Here is a 23,206-nt window from a genome sequence, read left to right as displayed (position 1 = left end):
TCACTCCCCCTGAGCCGCCGCCGGGAAAATCGCTTCCGGCGTCAGCAATGTTTTGGTTAAGCCCTGTTCGAACAGCTCACTGGCGAAATCCGCAATCATCTTTTTGTTAGCGGTAAATCCGTTTTGATTCCAGTCGGCCGGTAATTCCTGCGCGGTACGTCGCAAATCATCCAGTAACCACGGCGTGGTGTCGGCATATTTCTCGCGTTTCTTCATCCACAGCTGGTACGAACGATCGATAATCTCACTCAATGCCTGCGGCAGCCACGGATGTTCCGCTGCCAGCGCCGGTTTCATTGCCAGAATATGGATGCCCGGGACATAGCCCACACGGTTGAAGTAATCACGCTCGGCGCTGGCGAAATCCGGCTGCAACTGGCGCAGGCCCGATCCCGGCAGGAAGAAACCTTCCGGCATAAAGGGGGTGAAGACGGCATCCAGCTCACCGGCTTTCAGCAGTTCAATCAGAGGACGTTCACCCGGAGCCACTTCAATGCGTCCCGGACGCCCAAAACCTGCCAGACGATCAACAATCGGATGATCCGCCGTCAGACGGCCCGCAAACCAGTATGCGTCATCAATGCCGACCCCGGCTTCGCGCAGTACGGTGCGTGTCCAGGTATTGCCGGAGTCCTGCCAGCCGGTGACACCAATCTTCTTCCCTTTCAGCTGGGCCGGCGTCGTGATCGGGCTATCCGCCGTGGTGATGATGCAGCGCTGGCGGAAGCCACGCATCAGAAAATGGGGCAGACCAAGCAGCGAGGTATCACCTTTGGCACGCGCCTGGGCATAACGGCTGAACGAGACTTCACCCGCGTCATATTTTTCGCTGGTGCCAAGGTTATCAACCAGCGTGCCGACGCGGTCAATTTCCAGCTGAAATCCTTCCGGCTTGATGTCGCCGAGTGCCAGCGGTGTGAAGTAATCCCAGTCACGAACCGCCAGTCTGATGGTTACCATATTCGTCGTTTCCCCGTGTGCAGCCACGCTGCGTTTAGTTATTCAGCAAATAGTGCTTGAATTTGATACTAAATCGGGAATACTAATCTGAACAATAAATACTTTGTTACTGAACAAAGGTTTTTCTTATGACGCAAACGGTAGATATCGACTGGTTCAGCGCGCAAATTACCGATGCGTCGGTAAAGGGCATCACGCTCACCGCTTCCACCTTAATTCGCGATGGTCAGATTGCCGTAGGTATGCAAATGCCCGCGGTGCGCGAGCTGGCGGAACTGCTGGGAGTGAGCCCGGCGACAGTCTCAGCAGCCTGGTCACAGTTAAAAAAACAAAAAGTGCTGGCGGGTAAAGGGCGTAGCGGCGTCTGGGTGTGCGGTAATACGGTGATGCCGCGACCGATTCGTTTTGAGAAAATCGGCAACTACGGCGATAACATTCAGGCAGATTTGGCGATGGCCTCCCCCGATCCGGCGCTGCTGCCGAATCTGCATGCAGCGATGCTGGCAGGCATTCAATCACCCCAGTTGAATAGTTACCATCGTGAAGCCATTTCACCGCAGTTGCTGGCAGCGATTAAGCCGCGCTGGCCCTACCCGGCGGAGTCATGGTTGGCGACGGATGGCGGTTTTGATGCCATGAATGTCATCGTGCAGACGCTGCTGTCGCCTGGCGACAGGGTGGTGCTCGAAGATCCCACCGCAACCCGTTTGCTGGATATGCTGGACAACATTGGCGCAGAAATTCTGCCGCTGCCGTGCGATGAACAGGGACCCATCCCTTCTGCCTTAGCCGCACACCTGCATAAATCCCCGGCGATGTTTATCTACCAACCCCGCACCCATTCGACCACCGGGCATACCGTGACGCAGCAACGCAGCGCTGAACTCGCGCGCGTGTTAGCCAATAGCAAAACGCTAATCGTTGAGGATGACGGAATTGGTGATCTGTCACGCTGGCCGGTGTGGAGCCTGGGTTTCCACTTTCCTGAACGCGTGGTGCATGTGCATTCGTTTTCCAAAGCCTATGGCCCGGATTTGCGACTGGCCGTACTCTCCGCCCCCGCAGAACTGGTGAAGCGTATTCAGGCCTGGCGTAACTTCGGCGTCAGTTGGACCAGCCGAATTTTGCAGGATGCGGTGGCGTGGATGCTGACAGACACCACCACCCAGCAGCAAGTGGCGCAGGCGAAAACAATCTATCGTGAACGTCGTCAGCAGTTGTTGAACGCCCTGCTGGCACGCGGGCTGGCGCTGACCGATCGCGATGGCCTGAGCCTGTATATTCCGGTAGCGTCAGAACAATATGCCATGATTACGCTGGCGGCCCGAGGAATCGCCGCCGTGCCAGGTGAACGTTACAGTATCAATGCCGAACAATTTATCCGCGTCAGCACTGCCATGTTCCCTTTGCAACAACTTGACAGTATTGCTGACGCGCTGGTGATTGCATCCGGACGGGAAATTAACCTTAACCCAGATCTTTGATGTGATAGCGTGGGGATTCGACATAACCTTCACGCGCGTAAAACTGGTTAGCTTTCAGGCGTGATGCGTGGCAGTGCACCTCCATCCGGTCGCAGCCGCGCTCACGCGCCAGTTGTTCGGCATAGTTAAGCAATTGCTGACCACTCCCCTTACTGCGCTCACCTTCCGCGATACAAAAGTAGCTGATACGGGCGAAATCGCCGGCCAGCGCCAGTTGCGGAATGAAATGAAGCGAGAGAAATCCGAGGACCTGCGTACCATGCTCCGCCACCAGCAAGACTTCATCCGGATGGCTGGAAAGCTGTGCTAAACGTGAATCAATAAACTCTTCCGTACCTGCGTAACCCAGTTCAGTGAGCAGGGCACTCAGAGCAAAACTGTCTTTCGCCTGTGCCTGACGTATGTTCATCCAGCCTCCTCATTAATCCATTTCCAGCTGTTATATAGCGTTGTCAGCAAAAAAGCTGCAAGTAAGGATTGTTATGGGGATGTTACGAGAATTATCTGTGAGTTATCCCGCAGATCGTGCCCTATCATGCGCCTGTCATCAGGGCTTAAGGATGCGTTAATATTGCTTTGCCATCCTGACCTGGAGCTTACAGGAGGCAGAAATCATGAAGAGTATGATACCCCGTACAATGGATGAAATGCTGGCAATCACCATCAGCAGTTTCGCCATCATTGCCTGGGCCATTATTTGGTGGCAGGCATAAAAAAACCCGCCAGAAGGCGGGTTTTTAGAATTCTGCGTGTTAACTTACAGGCTGATAACGTTAGCAGCAGATGGGCCTTTAGCGCCGTCGGTGATTTCAAACTCAACGCGCTGACCTTCAGCCAGAGTTTTGAAGCCGTTGCTCTGGATAGCAGAGAAGTGTACGAATACATCTTTGCTGCCATCTTCAGGAGTAATGAAACCGAATCCTTTAGATTCATTAAACCACTTAACGTTACCTTTGATCTTGGACATCTATATTACCTTTACATGAAAAATGGACACTAAACTGTGTCGGCGCCTAGTACAGCAATTGCGGTGACATTTGTCCAGTGCGAATTGATGAAAAAGTGATAAATATCGCCTTTTTCGTCAGCCTTTACACTTTTCATCCGTCTTCCCAGGTCAGAACTGAAATCTCAACCAGGCAAAATAGACATTTCCATTGTTGTAAGTACCTGGAATATAAGTCATTTGAAAGGTAACAGGCCCATATCCCACTGAAGCCATCGGCAACAAAACCGGAATCGGGATATAGTTCCAGTTATCCCTGGCCGTTACACCGGCCGTGAAGCCTGCGCCAAAGTGAAAATTATCATCCCTCAGAGGACGCCATGTAGCTTCCCAACCGTATCCGCCGATCGGTTCCCATTTGTTAAATGAGTCCTTAAACGCCATCAGGTAGAGGCCATGCCAGTTCCCTTTGTCATCCCAACGAGAAATACCACCGCCAGCGCCCCAGGGCCGCTCATTGTACCTGTCGATATGTTCCTGATCATAGGTCCAGCGGTTATGCCAGGTAATGGCAGGCAAGTAGAAGTCATAGTTTTGTGGCTGCGACCATGTCTGGGCCACATTGTCAGTGAAAGTATTCCAGCCAGACTTGATAGCCTGCGTGGTGGTGTCAGCCTGAGCAGAAGAAACGCCCGCAACGATCAAAAAACAGCCGGCAAAGGCTGTAGAAACGTACCGATTCACAACAATCATTCCTGTAACACAATTCTTATGATGGCAAGACATCAGGCACTTATCTGAAATCTGCCCAAAATTAATGCTATTACCTGAAAAGCATAATAAAAATGGACCTGATACTCTCCAGGCATTATCTGGATTGATCCAGGGATCGTCTGCATGGTCAGACGCATGAAGGGGCATGTTACCGATAATGCGATGAGATAACTGGAACAAGAGATAAACGAAACCAGCATTATCGCCATTGATAAAATGTGCACTCCTGCCCTGTTGGCAATTGCTTAAAATTGCTTAATTTTCAGCAAGCTGAATTTGATTGTTGATAACGTAAATAAATTAACGAAATTTATTGTTTGAACTGATGCGGGGAATGAGATAAATCTCAGGGTTCCAGGAAGGAGATGAGGAGGAATGCTGATGACTATCCGTTGTAGCCGTTGTGGATGCGCACGATTCTTTTATACATTGAACGGTACCAAGCTAACCCGAGAGCAGCATCACGGAGCCTGCTGTGCTGCCTGCCGCAAACCGCTAAATCTGCGGGATGTGGTTCTGCCGATACCTCGTACTTTTCCTGCGGCATTCACCAATGCAGATTGAGTCTGAAGCGGCACCCGCAGGTGCCAGATAGCGTCAGAAAATCAATTTAAACACGCCAGTAATCGTCAAGAGTCCAACAATGAAGATGATAGCGATGATCCACAGGATTATTTTCATTTTCAGCTCCTTGTTACGTCATAAATAGCGCCTGCTCACTCCAGTATAGATGAAAATTCTACCCCTGCTGCCAGGTGCGATGCCTGTCACGCCATCTTGCTGTCGTTTCGTTTACCTGAAGATTATTTCTGCGACCGGGATCGCAGCTGAAGATTTTTCTTAAGTTTGCCGCTTCGTTCTCCGCCTCAGCACTGTCTAAACTTACAGCGCCTGTAGCAGGCCTCAATTGTTATCACTGCCTAAGTAACAAGGAGATTCTATGAGCACGATAAATACCAGCATGGGACGTTATAGCCTTAAGGCAAAGGACTATGGCAATCATATCAGTGGCAGCATTGCCATAAACGATGAAGGTGGCACGCAGCTCACCATGCAGGAGTTTAAAGAGCATTATCTTGACGATGTCGTCAACAATGTCATTTATCCTGTCACCGGTGGTAACCGTGAGATTACTCGCGCGCTGCGAGATCAAATGGTAAAAGCGGGATTTGAACAACCGCACTGAGTTTTTGGGCCACGGTTTGTGGCCCTTTGCTTTGCATAATCCTCACTTGCCGTTATTACGCAATCGTCGCAGGATGGAGTCTCCATTTTTCAAGGAGATCAACCGCGTGAGTGCCCTTCATCGTATTCCGTCTTCCCCTCTTCATCAGTTTGTGCAGGCTATCTGGTTGCATGCTGGCAGCAGCGCCGACGAAGCACGACTGGTGGCCGATCATCTGGTCGCTGCAAATCTGGCCGGCCACGATTCGCATGGCGTAGGCATGATTCCCAGTTATATGGTTTCGCTCTCGCAGGGCTTTTTACAACTTAACCAGCACACCACTATCGAAAAGGATGTTGGCGCAGTCATTACCTTGAGCGGCCATAACGGCTTTGGTCAGGTTGCCGCATGGGAAGCGATGCAATTGGGGATTGAACGCGCCAGTAAATTTGGTATCGCTGCTGTGGGCCTGCATGATTCACACCATATCGGACGTATTGGTCACTGGGCGGAACAGTGTGCGGCTGCCGGGTTTGTCTCTTTTCACTTCGTCAACGTCGCGGGCGACCCGATGGTGGCGCCATTCAACGGCAGCGACCGCCGTTTCGGTACCAATCCGTTCTGCGCCGTGTTCCCACGAAGCAATGGCAAACCATTGCTGTTGGATTTCGCCACCAGTGGCATTGCCTTCGGTAAAACCCGTGTCGCCTGGAACAAAGAGCAGCAGGTAGCCGCAGGCTATCTCATCGATCATCAGGGCAAAGCCACCACCGAACCGGGCGTGATGCATCAGGAGCCGTATGGTTCACTGCTGCCATTTGGCCTGCATAAAGGCTATGCGCTGGCGACCATGTGTGAAATCCTCGGCGGTGCGCTCTCTGGTGGCCGCACCACCCATGAAGAGACGCTGGTGACCTGTCATGACGCCATCTTCAACTGCATGACCACCATCATCGTCAACCCGGAAGCCTTCGATGCCCCGGCGATGCAGCAGGAAGCGGAGGCTTTCCTCAATTGGGTGAAACGCTCACCACAAAGTGGCGATGCCCCGATTCAGGTGCCGGGCGAATGGGAAGAGAGTAATCGTCTGGAACGTGAGCGCGACGGCATTCCGCTCGACAGCAACAGTTGGGAAAAAATTTGCCAGGCGGCATTGCAGGCAGGTATGCCTGAAGATGAGCTGGCGGCGTTCCGCGCCCTGGCGCAGTAGGCCGCCCCACGCTGAGGCTTAACGCCTCAGCGTTTCCACATCAAATCACCATCGACAGCAGCAAACAACCCACCAGACCGCAGACCGAAATGATGGTCTCCAGCACTGACCAGGATCGGATGGTTTCACCGATAGTCAGGTTGAAATACTCTTTGAACAACCAGAATCCCGGATCGTTGACGTGGGAGAAAATCACGCTGCCCGAGCCAACGGCAATCACCATCAATTCCGGGCTTGCACCGGAGGTGACAATCAGCGGAGCCACAATACCGCCTGCCGTAATCGCCGCCACGGTGGCAGAACCCAGCGCAATACGCAGGACAGCCGCAATGGACCACGCCATAAAAATCGGAGAGACATTGGTTTCATGCATCATGCTGGCGATGTATTTATCCACGCCGCTGTCCACCAGCACCTGCTTAAATGCCCCGCCACCGCCAATAATCAGCAGCATCATCGCGATGATTTTGATCGAGTCACTCAGCGTGCCCATCACCTCATCCATGCTACGTCCACGGTTCAAACCAAAAGTGAAGATCGCAATCAACACCGCAATCAGCGTTGCCATGATCGGATCACCAAAGAACTCGGCGTAAGGCAGCACCACATGGCCTTTCGGCAGTACCATCTCCGCCACCGCACGCAGAGCCATCAGGATCACCGGTACCAGAGCCGTCGCAACGCTGACACCAAAACCCGGCATTTCTGCTTCGCTGAAGGTTTTCGGGTTCCACAGTCCTTCCGGAATGGGTTTATCAATGCCTTTGAGGAAACGTGCATACACCGGTCCCGCCAGAATGACGGTAGGAATGCCCAGCAGGGTACCAAACAACAACGTTTTACCCATGTCAGCATTGAACAGGGTGGCAATGGCGGTTGGCCCCGGATGCGGCGGCAGGAAACCGTGGGTGACAGACAGCGCAGCCGCCATCGGCACACCGACAAACAACAATGGAACGCGCGCTGAGGCCGCGATGCTGAACACCAGCGGCAGCATCAGCACAAAGCCCACTTCATAGAACAGTGCGAAACCGACGGTAAAACCGGTCAGTACCAGCGCCCACTGAATATGTTTTTGACCAAATTTAGCGATCAGCGTGGTCGCAATGCGCTGCGCCCCGCCACAGTCAGCCAGCAGTTTGCCCAGCATGGCACCAAAACCCATGATCAGCGCCAGACTACCCAGCGTGCCGCCGACACCCGTTTTGATCGATCCAATCACTTTGTTGACCGGCATGCCCTGCATCATACCGACGGCCAGCGCCACCAGAATCAGCGCAATAAACCCATTCAGTTTGAAACGAATCATCAGCAGCAGCAATAACGCCACCCCGATAGCCACGTAGAGTAATGGCATAATTTTTCTCCACTTTTTGCCAGATCTTTCACCGGCAGCGGTTTGTTGTGATAAGTCCTGAGGACGATGGATAAAGCAGCGTTTGATATGTTGTTACATAGCGTCGCATCTTGTTACCGGTATCATGTTAAGGGTAACACGATGAAGAAATCACCTGCCGCGCCAGGTGAATTTCGGATTTGAGAAGGTGATCAACTTTTTACCCACTGGTTATCAGAATGTTTGCCCCGGCAGCAGGAAGTGATTTGGTTACACTAAGGTCTTTCCGCCCATGAAAAAGGATGTGCAGGTGAGTGAGAATCTGATCGAGCTGTACAGTAATCAACAAACCCTGTTTGCCCGAGGCAGTATTGATCGGCTGGTGCCGTTGCTGGCCGCCAATCCGCAGCCGACATTGTTGTTCTGTGGTCGCTCGTTTCTGAACGGCCCTACCTGGGCGCGCCTCGGGGCAGCGCTCAACGAGAACATCCTCGGCTATGAGATCGTCAGCCATGAGGCTTCGCCAGATGAAATTGATGGCTGGGTCAATCGCTGGCGCGGCCATGTTGATCGAGTGGTGGCGATCGGTGGCGGCAGCGTGCTGGACGCAGCCAAAGCCTTTAGCGCCATGATGCAACATCCGCTACCCACCGCGCGCTATCTGGAGAAAGTAGGTGATACGCCGGTACAGCCTGCCACATTGCCGCTGATTGCGGTTCCGACCACGGCTGGCACCGGTAGCGAAGCGACACAAAACGCGGTAGTGACTGACCAACAACATATCCAGGTGAAAGCCTCACTGCGCCACCCGGTGTTTGTGCCGCAGGTGGCAATTCTCGATCCCGATTTACTCAAAGGGACGCCAGACCCTGTCCTGGCCACCTGCGCCATTGACGCTTTTACCCATCTGTTTGAAGCCTATTTATCGCGCAAGGGCAATCTGTTCAGCCAGCAGATGGCGTTGAGCGGCTTGCGCTTGTTCTTTCAAGCCTGGCCCGCACTGAATCGCACCGATCAGGCAGGTGATAATGCCCGCGAAGCGATGATGATGGCGTCATGGCTGGGCGGTGTCTGTCTGAGTAGCGCCGGATTGGGGGTGATTCACGGTATCGCCGGGGAGCTGGGGGCGATTAAGCCTTTCCATCATGGCGAAGTCTGTGGACGTCTGCTGTTTCCGTTCCTCGATGTGCTGGCCGAAAGCGAACATCCCGAGCAGCAGCGACTGATGGCGCAACTGGCGCAACAACTGCTGCCGGATGATCCGGCACCACCGGCACTGGCGTTAAAAGCCTGGCTGCAACAGCACGCCATCATGCCGTTCTGGCAGGGCGGCCCAACGTTGACAGCGACGGAAGTTGAGTGGATTGTGGCGCGAGCCAACAGTAAAAACGGCTGGGTCAGCTACACCAAAGAGACGTTGACTGACATGATCGCGGCAGCCTGGCAGATCGCATGATCCGTTACGGCGCGATCTATCGCGCCGTTTCGTCCCGGATATGCGTTCAGGCGTGGAATGGCCCCTGCCCTGCCAGCATCTGCTCAATGACCTGCAACACGCCCTCGTCATTATTGGACGGTGCCTGATAACGTGCCGCCTGCTTCACACGCTGTGGCGCATTCTGCATGGCAAAGCTGAAACCAGATTGCACCAACATTTCGAGGTCGTTGCCACCATCGCCAAACGCCATCACTTCCTCATCAGCAATGCCCCAACGCGCCTGCAACAGGCGTAATCCATTGGCCTTATGCAGACCCGGCACAATCAAATCAACCGACCCATGCCCGCTGGACGTCGCCGCTGCGGCACCATGATGCAAGCGTTCAATATCGGCCATCAAAATCGACACATAGTCGTCGGAGAGATTGAGCGCAAATTTAAACAACTTATCGTCACCGGTATCACTCAGGCTATCGATAGCCTTCAGGCGATGACAATAGTGCCGCATTTTCGTCAACCATGACTCATCGGCATCGGTGAAGTAGTAAGCGCTGTTACGACCGGCAATCAAATACTTCAGATCGGGATAGTGACCACGCTGTAGCGTATCCATCACCGCATGAACGTCATCACGCGAAAACGCCCCACAGAACAACTCCTCATCCCGGTCAATAATCCACGCGCCATTCTCCGCCACAAAGGCGATCTCGCTGGCGATCTCAGGGAAGAAGGATTTGAGCTGATAATATTGGTTGCCGCTGGCGACCACGAATTTGATGCCACGTTGTTTCAGTTGGGTGTAACAGGCGTGAAAACGTGCGCGATTGTACTGTTTTTTGTCGTCGAGAAAGGTGCCGTCCATATCTACCGCCACCATTTTTACCACGGCCATCATGACTCCTTAGCGCATTGAAAGGAAAACAGATCGCTATAGAGGATAACCTGGCGGGGAGGAGAAAACAGCGAAAAGACGGATGGCAATGGCCATCCGTCGGCAGGATTAGTTGAAGGCGTTATTCAGCAGAATCGCGGTGATGATACCGGTGGCTGCGGCTACAAGGACGTAGTTACCGTCGATATACGACCAATATTCACCGCGTGGCGGTGCATACAGGCCGTGTCCACGCCAGTCATCGACACGATAATGCGGGCCACGGAATTCCGGCGGCGCCGGGTAACCACGACGGAAATCATGGCCGTTCCAGGCGAAGCGATCACCACCGTGATGGCCTTGCGGCATCGGACGTCCAGCATAATGATCATTGCCACGGCCAGGACCACGATCTGCGCCGCGATCAGGGCCACGGTTGTTGCCGTGGTCAGGGCCACGATTACCACCACGATCCGGACCATTACCGTGGTCCTGATGTTGATTACCACCGTGTTGCTGCCAGCGCTGGTCACCGGGGCCGTCAGCCCAGGAAACGCTGGAAATCAATGTGCTGCATGCAATAAGCGAAGCGACTAAAGTCAATGTTGTTTTTTTCATGGTGTTACCTCCAGGGATAACGGCAGTGATAGCGCCGTTAAGCGATACTATTAATGATATGGAGGCTAAAGCGCATTTCCAAAACTCCTAAAAAACTACCGACTTACAATATATTACCTCGAATTATCGCTTTCTTAACGTTTGTGTCAGGCGTGACATTAAATGGACCGAAAATGCAGCATTCTACGGGGAGAGTAATCAATGAAAAAAACCCGATCGCGAAGATCGGGAGGAATCAATTTCCATTTATTGCATAAAGAGGGGTAACCCTACAAAAGCGAGGGTAAAACTGAAGCACACAACGCCACATCACTAGCATTGCCGGTAAACAATACCATTTCAAAATGAAAAATTCTTTTAAAAATGACTTTTTTTCAGAAAAATACGTAAGGAGTTAGATGCTGAGGTAAATAATCCTCTGCACAGAATAAAATTCTTTTAAATAAGGTCTGTGCTCTGACCAGAGTAGCCAACAAGATATTTCTTGCTATCAAGACATTATCAGACACCTCAGGTCATTCCGCATAAAAAAACAATCAAAATCAAACAGGTAAAGAAAAACCACTCTCTTGACTATCAGCATTTCTTAACGAAACACAGCTTTCATGGATAATTTTCATCTGGCGAAAGCCGTAAGGTCCCACAAAAAACCAATTAATACCAAACCGTGATTAATACATAATTCAATATTAGCGTTATTAGAAATAACTCATGCGATCAGATTATTCTGCCCGGGAAATGCGAGCGGAGACTTCTTTTGTTTTTACTTCTGTATACCGGAACGGATAATTACCTGTTGAATACCTCATCATTGGTATTTACCTTGTTGCCAGATGGCGTGTCGTCGATGCCGGATAACGCAGTAACTTAGCTGCGGGTCGTATCGGGCGGCGTACCAGCTCTCCACCACAGTTCGGGCAATGTCCATCGAGCGCCCCGGTGACGCAATCAATGCAGAAGGTGCACTCAAACGAGCAGATATGCGCTTCTCTTGACTCCGGCGGCAAATCTTTATCGCAGCATTCACAGTTAGGACGAAGTTCCAGCATGGTGTTCTCCTGTACGAAAAAATCCATCATCGCCGCTGCAATCGTTTATGACCAGATCGCAGGCAGACACTACAGGGACAAATCAGGACATCAACAGATTCCACATCACGCGATAAATCACGCAGCTGTCCTGCCGAATATGTGACGCTCATCACCAGACCTTCTATAGTTCATGCGTTCCCCTTTTTAAAGAGACGTATTGATGCAAGTTAAAGGTTTGAATATCGGCTTTTTCATCGTCATCCTGGCGATTGTCACGGTGGCGTTTTTTGACGTGCTCACCCCTTACTTCTCCGCCATTTTATGGGCAGCGATTCTGGCGGTGATTTTCCATCCACTGAAATCCGTGTTACGGCAAAAAATGGGGGATCGTAACGGCCTGGCCTCGCTGGTGACATTGCTGATCATCTGCCTGATCGTCTTCACACCGCTGGCTATCGTCACCTCATCGCTGGTGGTGGAGCTCAATACCGTCTACACCAAACTGCAAAACAACTCATCGCAGTTTCCGACGGTCTTTGCCGACCTGTTCCAACATTTGCCAGCGTGGGCACGTAATTATCTGTCTGAACATCATCTGAACAACGCCACGCAAATCCAGGAAAAACTCTCCGGCTTTGCCCTGAAGGGCGGCCAGTATATGGCGGGCAGCGTGTTCATCATCGGTAAAGGCACCTTCACCTTTACTGTAGGTTTTGGTGTGATGTTGTATCTGCTGTTCTTCCTGCTGAAAGATGGTGCCTGGCTGGTAAGCCTGATTTTAGAGGCGCTGCCACTCTCCACCTATGTCAAACACCATCTGCTGTTGAAGTTTGCGGCGGTGTCTCGCGCGACGGTGAAAGGCACCGTGGTGGTCGCCGTGGTACAAGGGGTATTGGGTGGATTGGCATTCTGGATCACCGATATCGATGGCAGCCTGCTGTGGGGCGCGTTAATGGCGTTTCTCTCGCTCATTCCGGCGATTGGTTCGGCGATCATTTGGGTGCCCGCCGCCATTTTCTTCTTCGCTACCGGCGCGCTGTGGAAAGGCTTGTTCCTTGTTAGCTTCTTTGTGGTGGTGGTCGGTCTGGTGGACAATATTCTGCGCCCGCTGCTGGTGGGTAAAGACACCAAAATGCCGGACTATCTGATTCTGATTGCCACGCTGGGTGGCATGGAAGTTTACGGTATCAACGGCTTTGTCATCGGTCCGTTAATTGCCGCGCTGTTTATCGCCTGCTGGAACCTGCTTTCCGGACGTGATAACCGTGACAACGTGGAAGAGATTGATGAAGAGTTTATTGAGGAAGGGAAGCAGCGCGACTGATAGCGGGTGCCGTCTGGCACCCGACTTAAACGTTAACTCGCCATCACCTTGTCGCCTGATGTGCGCCAGCCGCGCGTCAGGCGTTTTTCAATTTCCACCAGCACAAAGATCCCGGCACTGACCGCCAACGCGATAAACCAGTATTTCAGCGGTAACGGCTGGGTGCCAAACAGGGTATTCATCAGCGGAACATAGATGATCAGCGCCTGGAGCAGGATCAACACCAGCGTCACCAGCCAGATTCCCCGGTTCTTCAGCAAACCAGCATCCAGTGAGAAGCCCTCGCTGTTGCGGCAATTAAGCATATACACCCACTGCGCGGTCACCAGCATCTGCAACAATACGGTGCGAATAAACTCCGGGCTGTAACCACGCGGTTGCAACCAGGCTTCCAGCATAAAAGCACTGACTGAGATCAGCAGCCCCACAAACAGCACACGCCAGATGGCAAATCCATCCATCACATTGCTGCGCACATTGCGTGGTGGCCGCCGCATGATGTTCTGTTCCGCAGGCTCAAACGCCAGACCAAACGAGAGCGTGGCAGAGGTCGCCATATTCATCCACAGAATCTGTACCGGCGTCAGTGGCAACAGGTTACCCATTAAGATAGCGATGATGATCAGCAACCCCTGAGCAAAGCAGGTTGGCATCACAAACAGGATGGTTTTCTTCAGATTGTCATACACCCGACGTCCCTCCTTCACCGCTGCCGCGATGGTGGCGAAGTTGTCATCGGCGAGGATCATATCAGCTGACTCTTTGGTCACTTCTGTCCCTTTGATCCCCATAGCAATACCGACATTGGCCTGCTTCAGCGCCGGGGCATCATTGACGCCATCGCCGGTCATACCGACAATTTCCCCGCTCGCTGCCAGCGCTTTCACCAGCCGTAACTTATGCTCCGGGCTGGTACGAGCGAAGATGTCGTATTCCTGTGCTGCCTGCGCCAATGCGGCATCATCCATATGTTCCAGTTGATAACCCGTCACCGCAGCGGTGCTGTTGCCAATACCCAGCATCTGCCCAATCGCCATCGCCGTTTCCTGATGATCGCCGGTGATCATCTTCACGCGGATACCCGCCTGCTGGCAGTCGCGGATAGCGGTAATCGCTTCCGGGCGTGGCGGGTCCATCATGCATGCCAACCCCAGCAACGTCATACCCTCGCGCAAATCCTCATGGTCGAGTCGATGCTTCACGGTCGGCAACCAGCGCCAGGCCGCCGCCACGGTACGTAACCCCTCGCTGGCGTACGTCGAGATGGCGTTCTCCCAGTAATCCCGATCGATCGCCGTAACGCCCTGCTCCCCCTGCTGCTGCTGGCACAGCGCCAGCAACACATCCGGCGCACCGGTCAGCAGGATGCAAGGTTTCCCATCCATCACCGCACTCACCGCCTGATATTTGTAGAGAGAATCAAACGGCAGCTTGCTAACCACTTCAATCGCATCAGACTTCACGCCCGCTTTCGCGGCCAGCACCTTCAGCGCACCCTCGGTGGGGCCACCAATGATGCCCCAGTGGCCCTGTTCGTCCTGGCGCAGTTGGCTTTCATTGCAGCGATCAACAGCCCCGAGAAAGGCCTGCAACACGCTATCTTCTCCCGCAGCATGACCACTGGCGCTGATAACAGGATGAAACTCACCTTGTGGTTCATAGCTGTTGCCGCTGATACGCCACTGGCTGTCCGCCAGTACCACCGCTTTCACCGTCATCTCATTCATGGTCAGAGTGCCGGTTTTGTCTGAACAAATAACGGACATCGCACCCAGTGTTTCCACCGTCGGCAACTTGCGAATAATCGCCTGATTGCGCGCCATTGATTGCACACCCAGCGACAAAATGATGGAGATAATGGCCGGCAACCCTTCCGGCACCGCTGACACCGCGAGGCTGATTACCGACAGCAGCAGTTCCCCCAGAGGAATGTCGCGCAGCAAAAAACCAAAAACAAACAGCGCCACCATCATCAACAGGATGATGGCAAAAATCGCTTTACCCAATTTATCGATTTGCACCAGCAGCGGTGTTTTGGCTTCCTCAATTGAGGAGATCATCGCATTGATATGGCCTAACTCGGTATCGCCACCGGTGGCGATCACAACACCCATCGCCGTTCCAGAACTTACCGTAGTGCCCGAATACGCCAGATTGAGCCGGTCACCCAGGGATTTCTCACCTTCCAGCGCCGCGGTGCTTTTTGACACCACGGTGGATTCACCGGTCAAAATCGCCTCTTCAACCCGCAAATTATGGACTTCAAACAGGCGCAAATCGGCCGGGATTTTGTCGCCAGGCCGTAGCATGACCACGTCACCCGGCACGATATTCTGCGTGGCAACGGTAGCCTGTAATCCTTCACGCAGCACAATGGCATCGCTCGACAGCATATTTTGAATGCTTTTCAATGACTTCTCGGCGTTACTTTCCTGGATAAATCCAATCAGTGCGTTGATGACAGCAACGCCGAGAATGACAAAGGTATCGACCCAGTGGCCCATCATGGCCGTAACTAGCGCCGCCGCCAGCAGAATATAAATCAGCACATCTTTGAAATGGGCGATAAAACGCATCAACACCGATTTCTCGCGCTTCTGCGGCAGAATATTTGGACCCTGAGTATGCAGTCGCTGCTGCGCCTCTTCACCGCTTAATCCTTGTGGACAACTGTTAAATGCAGAGAACGCGGCTGCGCTGTCTTGTTGATACCAGGGACGCTCGGCGGAATCCGTTCGCCTCATGGTAAAAGGAATGACATTCATAATTACCCCGTGGGACTGAATCAATAAATTATGACCAAAATAAAAATCACACTTTAATAAAATCTCCAGCCATCGCGATGACCAATATCATGTTTTTCTCAGTTTTAAATCCGCAGGTAATTCACCCAAAGCTAGTCACAAAGGTAAATTATTATCACGATAAGAAAATTCTAATCCGACAATATTTAGAGATTTTCAGATTTTATAACCATTTTTAACCTCTAACGCCAAAACAAAATAAAATATTAAAAAACAATAATTTATATTTATTTTATTGTTTTATTTTGATGAGGAAATCGCCTTTCCTGTCACAGGATTGTTGATCTTTAATATTCCATCCAGCCTGGATCCATCGCGCAGAAGACATTAAACGAAACCTTAACGAAAGTTGAAAAAGTTAACTCCCGCCATAAAGATTGCGGGCAATCAGTATTTAAGCTGAATTCGTGATGCATATTTGACCCGGTAGTTAATTGATAAGGGCAAGGAAAATGAACAACTGGCCGGTGTTGGGTGCGTTGCTGTGCTGTTTGATTCTTATTGGTTGTAATAATAAAAAAATCACGGAGATGATAGTACCTAACGTAATTAAGAGTTCTGTATTCAAGGATAATAATGTTGAAACCCTGCGCATCTTCGCGACACCGGGTAAAGATGGCCTGGCACTGAAAGGTGTCGGATCGTGGCGAGAACATGACGCTCAGAGCAGCCTGAAACTCAACGAGCATCCATACCCACTCGTCTCTTCCCCGCTTCACCGCGGCGATGCGCTGGAGGTGATTTTCAGCGTGCCGGAAAATCTGTTTATCAGCCTGGAGGGGCAAAACGCCAGCAGCTAGTCCTCCTTTCCGTAGCGGCGCGATTTATCGCGCATTTTTTGGTTGTCAAAAACCCGCGCGATAAATCGTGCCGTTACGGAATTATATTCTGTGAAGTAACTCCCAATTCTAATTCCTTGTCGAAATATTTCTGTGATCTCACTGGCAATAAATTCGCCATCATCCATTAGCGTCTACCCGGCAATGCCCTGACATTATTATTCTGATTTAACTGTGTTCATCATTTTGAACATATTCCGTTCATGTTTTGGTATTTCTCCCCTCCTGATTTCTGGCTATAACAACCACAGAGCCAGCACCGACATAAATTCTGCGCAGAGGATAACAATGACAGTGCTCAACAAAAGACAAATAGAGTTAGTTAACTTACTGGCACTGGAGAATAGCTGGTTGCCGATGACTCAGGTGGCGCAACAGCTCAATATTTCTATCAGTACCATCCGTCGTGATGTGGAAGTGATTAACTTGTATTACCTGGGAAACAATAAAGTTATCAGCAAACCGGGACTGGGATTGAAATTAGATGTCAGTAGTACCCTTTCCGTACCACATGATACTAACGATGATGCCATGCTCGGCATTCTGAAAAGTAAGCGGCTGATCAGTATGACCACCGATTTACTCTCAGATTCGCCCGATCCTTTATCCATCAGTGCACTGGCGGAAAAATATTTTATCAGTCGCTCATCTATCGTTGAAGATTTGAAAAAGATTGAAATCTGGATCGAAAAATTTTCCCTTGCGATCAGAAAAGACCATTCAGGAACTTTTATTTCCGGAACCGATTATAACATCAGAATGGCACTGAAAGAGATTATTACCCATAGCGTGCTGAGCAATTATCAGATGACCGACAGCCGCATCGACCGTTTTTCCAGGGTGCAACTTATTACTGAGTTTGGTCAGGAAAATGTTGCCAACTGTATGAACCTGATTGCCCTCATTGAGGAAGAGTTGCAAGGTTCAATCAGTGAGCCTTATTACACGAACTTATTTTCTCATCTGCTGGTCACGCTGCGCCGCAACTTACATCCCGGCAGAAATATGGCGGAACAAACGGTTTTTATTCGTTACGATAACCGGGAATGGCGCATTGCCGAAAATGCTATCCTCTGGCTGGAAAATGAATACCAAACCCGTTTTCCGGCTATCGAAGTCAATTATATTTACCAATATATTATTTCATCTGGCATGCACCCTGTCACCGTGACAGAAACTGAGAATAACCCTCATGATTGCACCGCGATGGAATATGCCGGTTTGCTGGTTAACCGACTCTCCGCCTCACTGGATATCGATTTTTCCCGTGATAGTGGATTAAAAAAAGCGCTGGCTTCCCATATAAAACCGATGTTGAACCGTCTGGTTTACGGGATTGTTATCCATAATCCGTTGCTGGAAGAGATCCGTAACGAATTTAATCAGGTATTTACGGCGGTGAAACAAACCGCATTCGCGATCCATCAGGAGCAGCATCTTGCTCTGCCTTCTGACGACGAAATTGCCTGGCTGACTATCTATATTCAGAACGCGCTGGAAAAAACCAAAGCAAAAAAACGGGTCATTCTGGTCTGCTCCAGTGGTATCGGCACTTCACAACTGTTATCCAGCCGTATTAATCGTGCCTTTCCCGAATGGGAGATTATCGACATTGTCCCTGGCGCCCGTCTCAAACAGACACTGCAAAGCCAGCACTGCGATCTGATTATTTCCACCATTCGCTTAGACGATATTGAATTGCCTGTCGCCTATGTTTCGGCGCTCTTTTCCAGAAATGATATTGCTCGCGTTGTTGAATGCCTGGGAACCGATATAACCCGTAAGGAGAAATGTGATGCTCGATAAAATTGTGGTCGCAGATTTGTTAAGCCGTTCCTGTGTGCTGACCGATTTGGTTGCTAAAGACAAACTCGAAGTTATTGAGAAAATGACAGATTGCCTTTACTCCGAGCAGGTAATCACCAATAAGGCCGGTTTTATCCATGATGTACTGGCGCGCGAGGAATTGGGTTCCACTGGATTTGAAAACCAGATCGCGATCCCGCATGGGAAATCATCCTGGGTGAAAGAAACCCGTATTGCGGTTGCCAAACTCAGCTCCCCTGTCGACTGGGAAACGATGGACAGTTCCGACGTCAAATTGGTTATTCTTTTTGCTGTCAAAGATGCTGACAGCGGTGCAGGTCATATCCGGGTACTGGCTAAAATATCGATCGCCCTCGGTGACGATGACACTGTGGATAAACTTATCAATTCGCAAACTAAGGAGGAGCTTTATGATTTGATCGTCAATCATAGCGAAGAATAATAATTTTCATCAGGAGAGCATAATGAACATCATAGCCATTACCGCCTGCCCTACAGGCGTTGCTCACACCTATCTTGCCGAAGCAAATTTAAAAAAGAATGCCAAAAAGATGGGTGTCGATATCCTTGTCGAAACACAAGGTGCGGTTGAAAGTGAATATATCCTGACCTCGGACGATATTAAAAAGGCTGACACGGTATTAATTGCTGCGGATAAAGTGATTGACCTTTCGCGCTTTAGTGGCAAGAAAATTATTCGAGTGCCTGTTACCCGTGCAGCAAAAGATGCACAGGGATTATTAAATGATATTCTGTCAGGAAAAATAAAATCAGAGTTACTGGAACTCAAAAATAGCCGTAGCCATAGCGAATCTGAATCAACGGATCAAAGCCGGTCATGGTTATCACAAATCTATGTCCATCTGATTACTGGCGTAAACCTGATGATCCCGTTTGTGGTCGCCGGCGGTATTTTAATTGCCCTGAGTTTTTCATTCGGTATTACCGCGGCGACACCAGGCGATCCGCATTTCAGTCCACTGGCGAAGATGTTTTCTGATATTGGCGGCGGCGCGGCTTTTGCCCTGATGCTACCGATACTTTCTCTCGGGATCAGTAAATCGATCAGCGGCAATATGGGGATTGTGTCGGGTGCCGTCGGCGGGATGTTGGCCATTCACACCGGGTCGGGCTTTCTCGGCGCGCTGTTGGCCGGTTTCCTCGCTGGTTACGTTACTTTCGCCATCGTGAAATATGTCAACCTGCCCAAAGCGTTGGCGGGCCTGAAACCCATTCTGATCGTGCCATTGCTCAGCGTGTTGATTACCGGCGCATTGATGATTTTTGTCGTCGGTGAACCGATCAAAGTGCTGCTTCAGGCTCTGACCACCTTTCTGGAAAATCTCGGCAATACCAACGCCGCGATTATGGGGCTGCTGATTGGCATGATGGTGGCGTTTGATATGGGCGGCCCGTTAAATAAAACCGTCTGCATGTTTGCCATTGGCTTAATGTCCTCCGGAATCTATGAACCGATTGCTGCCTGTATGGCCGCCGGGATGGTGCCGCCGCTGGGTATTGCGCTGGCCACCCTGCTGTTCAGACAGAAATTCACCCATCAGGAGAGAGAAACCGGGAAAGTCACCTGGGTGTTGGGCCTGTCATTTATCACTGAAGGGGCCATCCCCTACGCCGTGGCCGATCCGCTGCGCGTGATCCCCGCGATTGTGGCCGGTTCAGGTCTGGCAGGCGCGCTCTCTATGGCGCTGGGTTGCGGTTCCCGCGCCCCGCACGGCGGCATCTTCGTGATGTTTATCCCGAATGTCATCACCCATGTCGTTGCCTATGCCTGCGCCATCGCCGCCGGTGCCATTTTGACCGCGCTGATTCTCCGTTTTGTCAAAAAAGATTGTCAGGAACTTCCACAAGAGGGTTAAGTAATGTTGATGAATATGAAAGATTTACTCCAGGTTGCGCAGCAGAATAAGTTTGGCGTCGGCGCCTTCAATATTGCTTCCGCCGAATTTGCGCGCCTGGTGATTGAGGTCGCGGAAAAACTGCAATCTCCGGTGATTTTAGAGGTACACCCGGATGAGCATGAATTCGTCGGCGATGCATTTATTGTCTATTTGCGCGAACTGGCGAGCAATGCATCGGTGCCAGTGGTTATCCATCAGGATCACGGCCAGTCGCTGGAACAGGTGATGCGCGCCATTCGCACCGGCTACACCTCGGTGATGATCGATGCCTCTGCGTTCCCGCTGGAGGAGAACATCGCCATCACCCGCAAAGTGACCGAGGTGGCGCACACGGTGAATGTGTCTGTCGAAGCCGAACTCGGCACCATTGGTGTGGCGCAGGGCAGCGCAGAAGGTGGACACAATGAAATCCTCTACACCGATCCCGCGCAGGCTGAACGTTTTGCCCGAGAAACTGGCGTCGATACCCTGGCGGTGGCGATAGGCACGTCACATGGCCTCTATCCGCCAGGTATGCAACCCAAACTGGATATTGATCGCCTGAAAGCGATCCAGCAACGCCTGTCGATTCCGCTGGTACTGCATGGCGGTTCCGGTAACAAAGACAGCGAAGTGGCGGAGTCGATTCAATATGGCGTCGGCAAAATCAATATCTCCAGCGATATGAAAAAAGCCTTCTTCGTGGCGCTGGAAGAATCCATGAAATCACCAAGCCATGAGCCAAGCAGCCTGTTTATTCAACCAATGGCTTCGGCACGCGCGGTAGTGGAACATAAAATGAAGCTGTTTTCTTCAGTGGGTAAAGCGGAGCTTTATCATTAATTAAAAGCACATGCCGTAGCGGCACGATTTATCGCGCGGGTTTTGGTTACGAAAAAAACGCGCGATAAATCGCACCGCTACGGATCATGACTACTCCACGCGCCCAATCTCCGGTGCCAGAATCCATTCGGCGCTGTCGTTCCACACGTCCATTTTCACGATCAATCCCTCTCGCACTTCATAACGATCCAGATAACGATTACCGGCAAAGGGTCGACCATCCGGCCACTCGCCATACAGGGTGCCGTTGGAGTACACCACAACGTGATCGCCGCGATCCATCCAGTCAAATTGTCCGACGGACTTCTTCACCCATTTATAGCGTGCACCGTTGAAGTCCGTGATGCCTTTGGTGGTGGGAAACTCACGTTTCCCGGTAAAGGTGATGCTTACCTGCGGATGCATAAAGGTCGCTGCCAGCACCGCATCGGGAGCCATAGATGCTGCTAAAAACCCCTTAACCACCTCAACCGCTTGCTCAATCTCAGACATAAAACCTCCTGATGTGAATTTGCACAACCCTGGCGCATCAGCACCACAATGGCGCAACTTTGCCGCTAACTTGCGGGATAAACCGCCTGTTTTTAAGCAATAACAAACTGGCATCGTAATTGCTAGAAATAAAAATATTATTGCTAGCAATCCACATGAGGTGAGTGATGTCCGGAAAATCGTTACTGAAAAACTGGCGTTTATGCGCTGCCGCCACCCTGATGACCATGATGTCAGCGAGCGTGTTGGCAGCCGATCCGATCAAAGTCGGTCTGGTCACGGCATTGTCAGGTCAATCGGCTAAATCGGGCGAGGCGTTGACCCGTGGGCTGACCATCGCCATCAACGAGATCAATGCGGCAGGTGGTGTGAAAGGCCATCCGCTGGAGCTGGTGCGCCGTGATGATGAAAGCAACCCCGGCAAAGGGATGCTGGCTGCGCGCGAATTGATCCAGCGTGAAAAAGTTGCCGTGCTGTTCGGCGGCCTGGACACCCCCGTCTCGCTGGCGATCGTACCGCTGGCGAATCAATTGAAGACCCCTTTTGTCGGCTTGTGGGCCGCAGGCACCGGCATCACCCATAACGGTGCGAAGGAGAACTACGTGTTCCGCGTCTCCGCAGTGGATGAACTGGTGGATGAAGCACTGGTGGAATACGCCAGCGAAAAGAAAGGCATGAAAAAAGCCGGCATGATCCTGGTAAACAATCCGTGGGGGGAATCGAACGAGAAGGGTTTCCGCGCGGCATTGCAGAAAAACAACATCCCGGTAGCCGGGGTTGAACGTATCGAAGACAGTGATGTGGACCTGGTGCCGCAACTGACCCGCCTGAAAAATGACGGTGCCGATACTCTGCTGATGGTCGGCAACGTCGGACCTTCGGCGCAGGTAGTGAAATCGCTGCACAAGATGAACTGGCAGGTACCGGTCGTTTCACACTGGGGACCCGCTGGCGGTCGCTTCAGCGAGCTGGCTGGCCCGGGTGCCGATCAGGTGACCTTTATCCAGACTTTTGTCTTTACCGACCATAACTCGGCCAAAGGCAACCAGGTGATGGATGAACTGAAAAAACAGTATCCACAAATCAAAGGGTTGGCAGATGTCACACCGGCGGTGGGCATCGCCAATGCTTACGATGCCATGCACCTGACCGCCCTGGCGCTGAACAACGCCACCAGCCTCGATGGCACCGCCATTCGCAATGGTTTCTACGCCATCAAGGAATATGACGGCCTGATTAAACATTATCAGCAACCGTTCACCGTGCAGCAACACGATGCCCTGGGACCGAAAGACTACGTGTTTGCCCGGTTTGAAGGCGAGCAGATCCTGCCAGTTACCCAGTAA

22 protein-coding genes are annotated in these 23,206 nt (G+C 51.5%); 11 read left to right on the top strand and 11 right to left on the bottom strand.

Going from position 1 to position 23,206, the window contains the following annotated elements:
* A complete protein-coding gene (locus CTZ24_RS05405) occupies positions 1-960 on the bottom strand; it encodes an ABC transporter substrate-binding protein (protein ID WP_021182357.1) in 960 nt (319 codons plus the stop codon).
* 128 nt (positions 961-1,088) lie between these two features.
* On the opposite strand from CTZ24_RS05405, the gene CTZ24_RS05400 reads away from it, so the two are divergent.
* Positions 1,089-2,444, top strand: coding sequence for an aminotransferase-like domain-containing protein (locus tag CTZ24_RS05400; RefSeq protein WP_021182356.1), 1,356 nt, complete (start codon positions 1,089-1,091; stop codon positions 2,442-2,444).
* Here the strand turns inward: CTZ24_RS05400 and CTZ24_RS05395 are convergent.
* The 4 genes from CTZ24_RS05395 to CTZ24_RS26965 form a co-directional block, all read right to left on the bottom strand.
* Positions 2,428-2,853 carry a GNAT family N-acetyltransferase gene (locus CTZ24_RS05395; protein ID WP_021182355.1) on the bottom strand — a complete coding sequence of 142 codons (426 nt, stop codon included), beginning with the start codon at positions 2,851-2,853 and terminating at the stop codon, positions 2,428-2,430. The two genes, CTZ24_RS05400 and CTZ24_RS05395, sit on opposite strands and share 17 nt — an antisense overlap.
* 348 nt (positions 2,854-3,201) lie before the next feature.
* Complete coding sequence (gene cspE / locus CTZ24_RS05390; protein WP_006118399.1) at positions 3,202-3,411, bottom strand: transcription antiterminator/RNA stability regulator CspE; 210 nt, start codon at positions 3,409-3,411, stop codon at positions 3,202-3,204.
* Between the two features lie 150 nt (positions 3,412-3,561).
* The gene (gene pagP / locus CTZ24_RS05385; RefSeq protein ID WP_369758259.1) at positions 3,562-4,134 is read right to left on the bottom strand and encodes a lipid IV(A) palmitoyltransferase PagP; all 573 of its coding nucleotides are present in this window, start codon (positions 4,132-4,134) and stop codon (positions 3,562-3,564) included.
* 627 nt (positions 4,135-4,761) lie between these two features.
* On the bottom strand, positions 4,762-4,845 hold the full coding sequence (locus CTZ24_RS26965) for a small membrane protein YohP (RefSeq protein ID WP_017346848.1): 84 nt from the start codon (positions 4,843-4,845) through the stop codon (positions 4,762-4,764).
* 259 nt (positions 4,846-5,104) lie between these two features.
* On the opposite strand from CTZ24_RS26965, the gene CTZ24_RS05380 reads away from it, so the two are divergent.
* Both CTZ24_RS05380 and CTZ24_RS05375 read left to right on the top strand, forming a co-directional pair.
* On the top strand, positions 5,105-5,350 hold the full coding sequence (locus CTZ24_RS05380; protein ID WP_021182353.1) for a hypothetical protein: 246 nt from the start codon (positions 5,105-5,107) through the stop codon (positions 5,348-5,350).
* A 106-nt stretch (positions 5,351-5,456) separates the two neighbouring features.
* Positions 5,457-6,539 (top strand): malate/lactate/ureidoglycolate dehydrogenase, encoded by a 1,083-nt coding sequence (locus CTZ24_RS05375; protein WP_208725006.1) that lies wholly within the window; start codon positions 5,457-5,459, stop codon positions 6,537-6,539.
* Positions 6,540-6,579: 40 nt separating this feature from the next.
* Here the strand turns inward: CTZ24_RS05375 and gntT are convergent, their stop codons facing one another.
* Positions 6,580-7,896, bottom strand: coding sequence for a gluconate transporter (gene gntT / locus CTZ24_RS05370; protein ID WP_021182351.1), 1,317 nt, complete (start codon positions 7,894-7,896; stop codon positions 6,580-6,582).
* Between the two features lie 271 nt (positions 7,897-8,167).
* Between gntT and CTZ24_RS05365 the strand changes: the two genes are divergently transcribed.
* A complete protein-coding gene (locus CTZ24_RS05365; protein WP_437180272.1) occupies positions 8,168-9,331 on the top strand; it encodes an iron-containing alcohol dehydrogenase in 1,164 nt (387 codons plus the stop codon).
* Between the two features lie 46 nt (positions 9,332-9,377).
* Here CTZ24_RS05365 and CTZ24_RS05360 read toward each other — a convergent pair whose 3' ends face one another.
* The 3 genes from CTZ24_RS05360 to CTZ24_RS05350 form a co-directional block, all read right to left on the bottom strand.
* Positions 9,378-10,205, bottom strand: coding sequence for a Cof-type HAD-IIB family hydrolase (locus tag CTZ24_RS05360; protein ID WP_208725497.1), 828 nt, complete (start codon positions 10,203-10,205; stop codon positions 9,378-9,380).
* A 108-nt stretch (positions 10,206-10,313) separates the two neighbouring features.
* Positions 10,314-10,802 (bottom strand): RcnB family protein, encoded by a 489-nt coding sequence (locus tag CTZ24_RS05355; protein WP_021182348.1) that lies wholly within the window; start codon positions 10,800-10,802, stop codon positions 10,314-10,316.
* 818 nt (positions 10,803-11,620) lie between these two features.
* The gene (locus CTZ24_RS05350; protein ID WP_208725004.1) at positions 11,621-11,851 is read right to left on the bottom strand and encodes a DUF1272 domain-containing protein; all 231 of its coding nucleotides are present in this window, start codon (positions 11,849-11,851) and stop codon (positions 11,621-11,623) included.
* Between the two features lie 202 nt (positions 11,852-12,053).
* Between CTZ24_RS05350 and CTZ24_RS05345 the strand changes: the two genes are divergently transcribed.
* Entirely contained in the window at positions 12,054-13,157 is a 1,104-nt protein-coding gene (locus tag CTZ24_RS05345; RefSeq protein WP_208725003.1) for an AI-2E family transporter, read from the top strand.
* A gap of 32 nt (positions 13,158-13,189) precedes the next feature.
* Here the strand turns inward: CTZ24_RS05345 and CTZ24_RS05340 are convergent, their stop codons facing one another.
* Complete coding sequence (locus CTZ24_RS05340) at positions 13,190-15,922, bottom strand: cation-transporting P-type ATPase (RefSeq protein ID WP_208725002.1); 2,733 nt, start codon at positions 15,920-15,922, stop codon at positions 13,190-13,192.
* Between the two features lie 491 nt (positions 15,923-16,413).
* On the opposite strand from CTZ24_RS05340, the gene CTZ24_RS05335 reads away from it, so the two are divergent.
* The 5 genes from CTZ24_RS05335 (at position 16,414) to CTZ24_RS05315 (ending at position 21,368) form a co-directional block, all read left to right on the top strand.
* Positions 16,414-16,761 (top strand): hypothetical protein, encoded by a 348-nt coding sequence (locus CTZ24_RS05335; protein ID WP_208725001.1) that lies wholly within the window; start codon positions 16,414-16,416, stop codon positions 16,759-16,761.
* A 327-nt stretch (positions 16,762-17,088) separates the two neighbouring features.
* Positions 17,089-18,606, top strand: a complete 1,518-nt coding sequence (locus CTZ24_RS05330; protein ID WP_208725000.1) for a BglG family transcription antiterminator — start codon at positions 17,089-17,091, stop codon at positions 18,604-18,606.
* Positions 18,596-19,069 carry a PTS sugar transporter subunit IIA gene (locus CTZ24_RS05325; RefSeq protein WP_021182341.1) on the top strand — a complete coding sequence of 158 codons (474 nt, stop codon included), beginning with the start codon at positions 18,596-18,598 and terminating at the stop codon, positions 19,067-19,069. Before CTZ24_RS05330 ends, CTZ24_RS05325 begins: the two co-directional genes overlap by 11 nt.
* A 22-nt stretch (positions 19,070-19,091) precedes the next feature.
* Positions 19,092-20,504 carry a PTS fructose transporter subunit IIC gene (locus CTZ24_RS05320; protein ID WP_021182340.1) on the top strand — a complete coding sequence of 471 codons (1,413 nt, stop codon included), beginning with the start codon at positions 19,092-19,094 and terminating at the stop codon, positions 20,502-20,504.
* 3 nt (positions 20,505-20,507) lie between these two features.
* The gene (locus CTZ24_RS05315) at positions 20,508-21,368 is read left to right on the top strand and encodes a ketose-bisphosphate aldolase (protein WP_208724999.1); all 861 of its coding nucleotides are present in this window, start codon (positions 20,508-20,510) and stop codon (positions 21,366-21,368) included.
* A 90-nt stretch (positions 21,369-21,458) separates the two neighbouring features.
* Here the strand turns inward: CTZ24_RS05315 and CTZ24_RS05310 are convergent, their stop codons facing one another.
* Positions 21,459-21,860 (bottom strand): nuclear transport factor 2 family protein, encoded by a 402-nt coding sequence (locus CTZ24_RS05310; RefSeq protein WP_021182338.1) that lies wholly within the window; start codon positions 21,858-21,860, stop codon positions 21,459-21,461.
* A gap of 167 nt (positions 21,861-22,027) precedes the next feature.
* Here CTZ24_RS05310 and CTZ24_RS05305 point away from each other — a divergent pair, with 167 nt between their 5' ends.
* Positions 22,028-23,206: an ABC transporter substrate-binding protein gene (locus CTZ24_RS05305; protein ID WP_208724998.1), complete on the top strand. Its 1,179-nt coding sequence runs from the start codon at positions 22,028-22,030 to the stop codon at positions 23,204-23,206.

It is taken from the genome of Pantoea phytobeneficialis (genome assembly GCF_009728735.1).
Lineage (GTDB): Bacteria > Pseudomonadota > Gammaproteobacteria > Enterobacterales > Enterobacteriaceae > Pantoea > Pantoea phytobeneficialis.
Note: the sequence above shows the minus strand (reverse complement) of the source record. Positions and strands in the feature narration are given on the sequence as shown.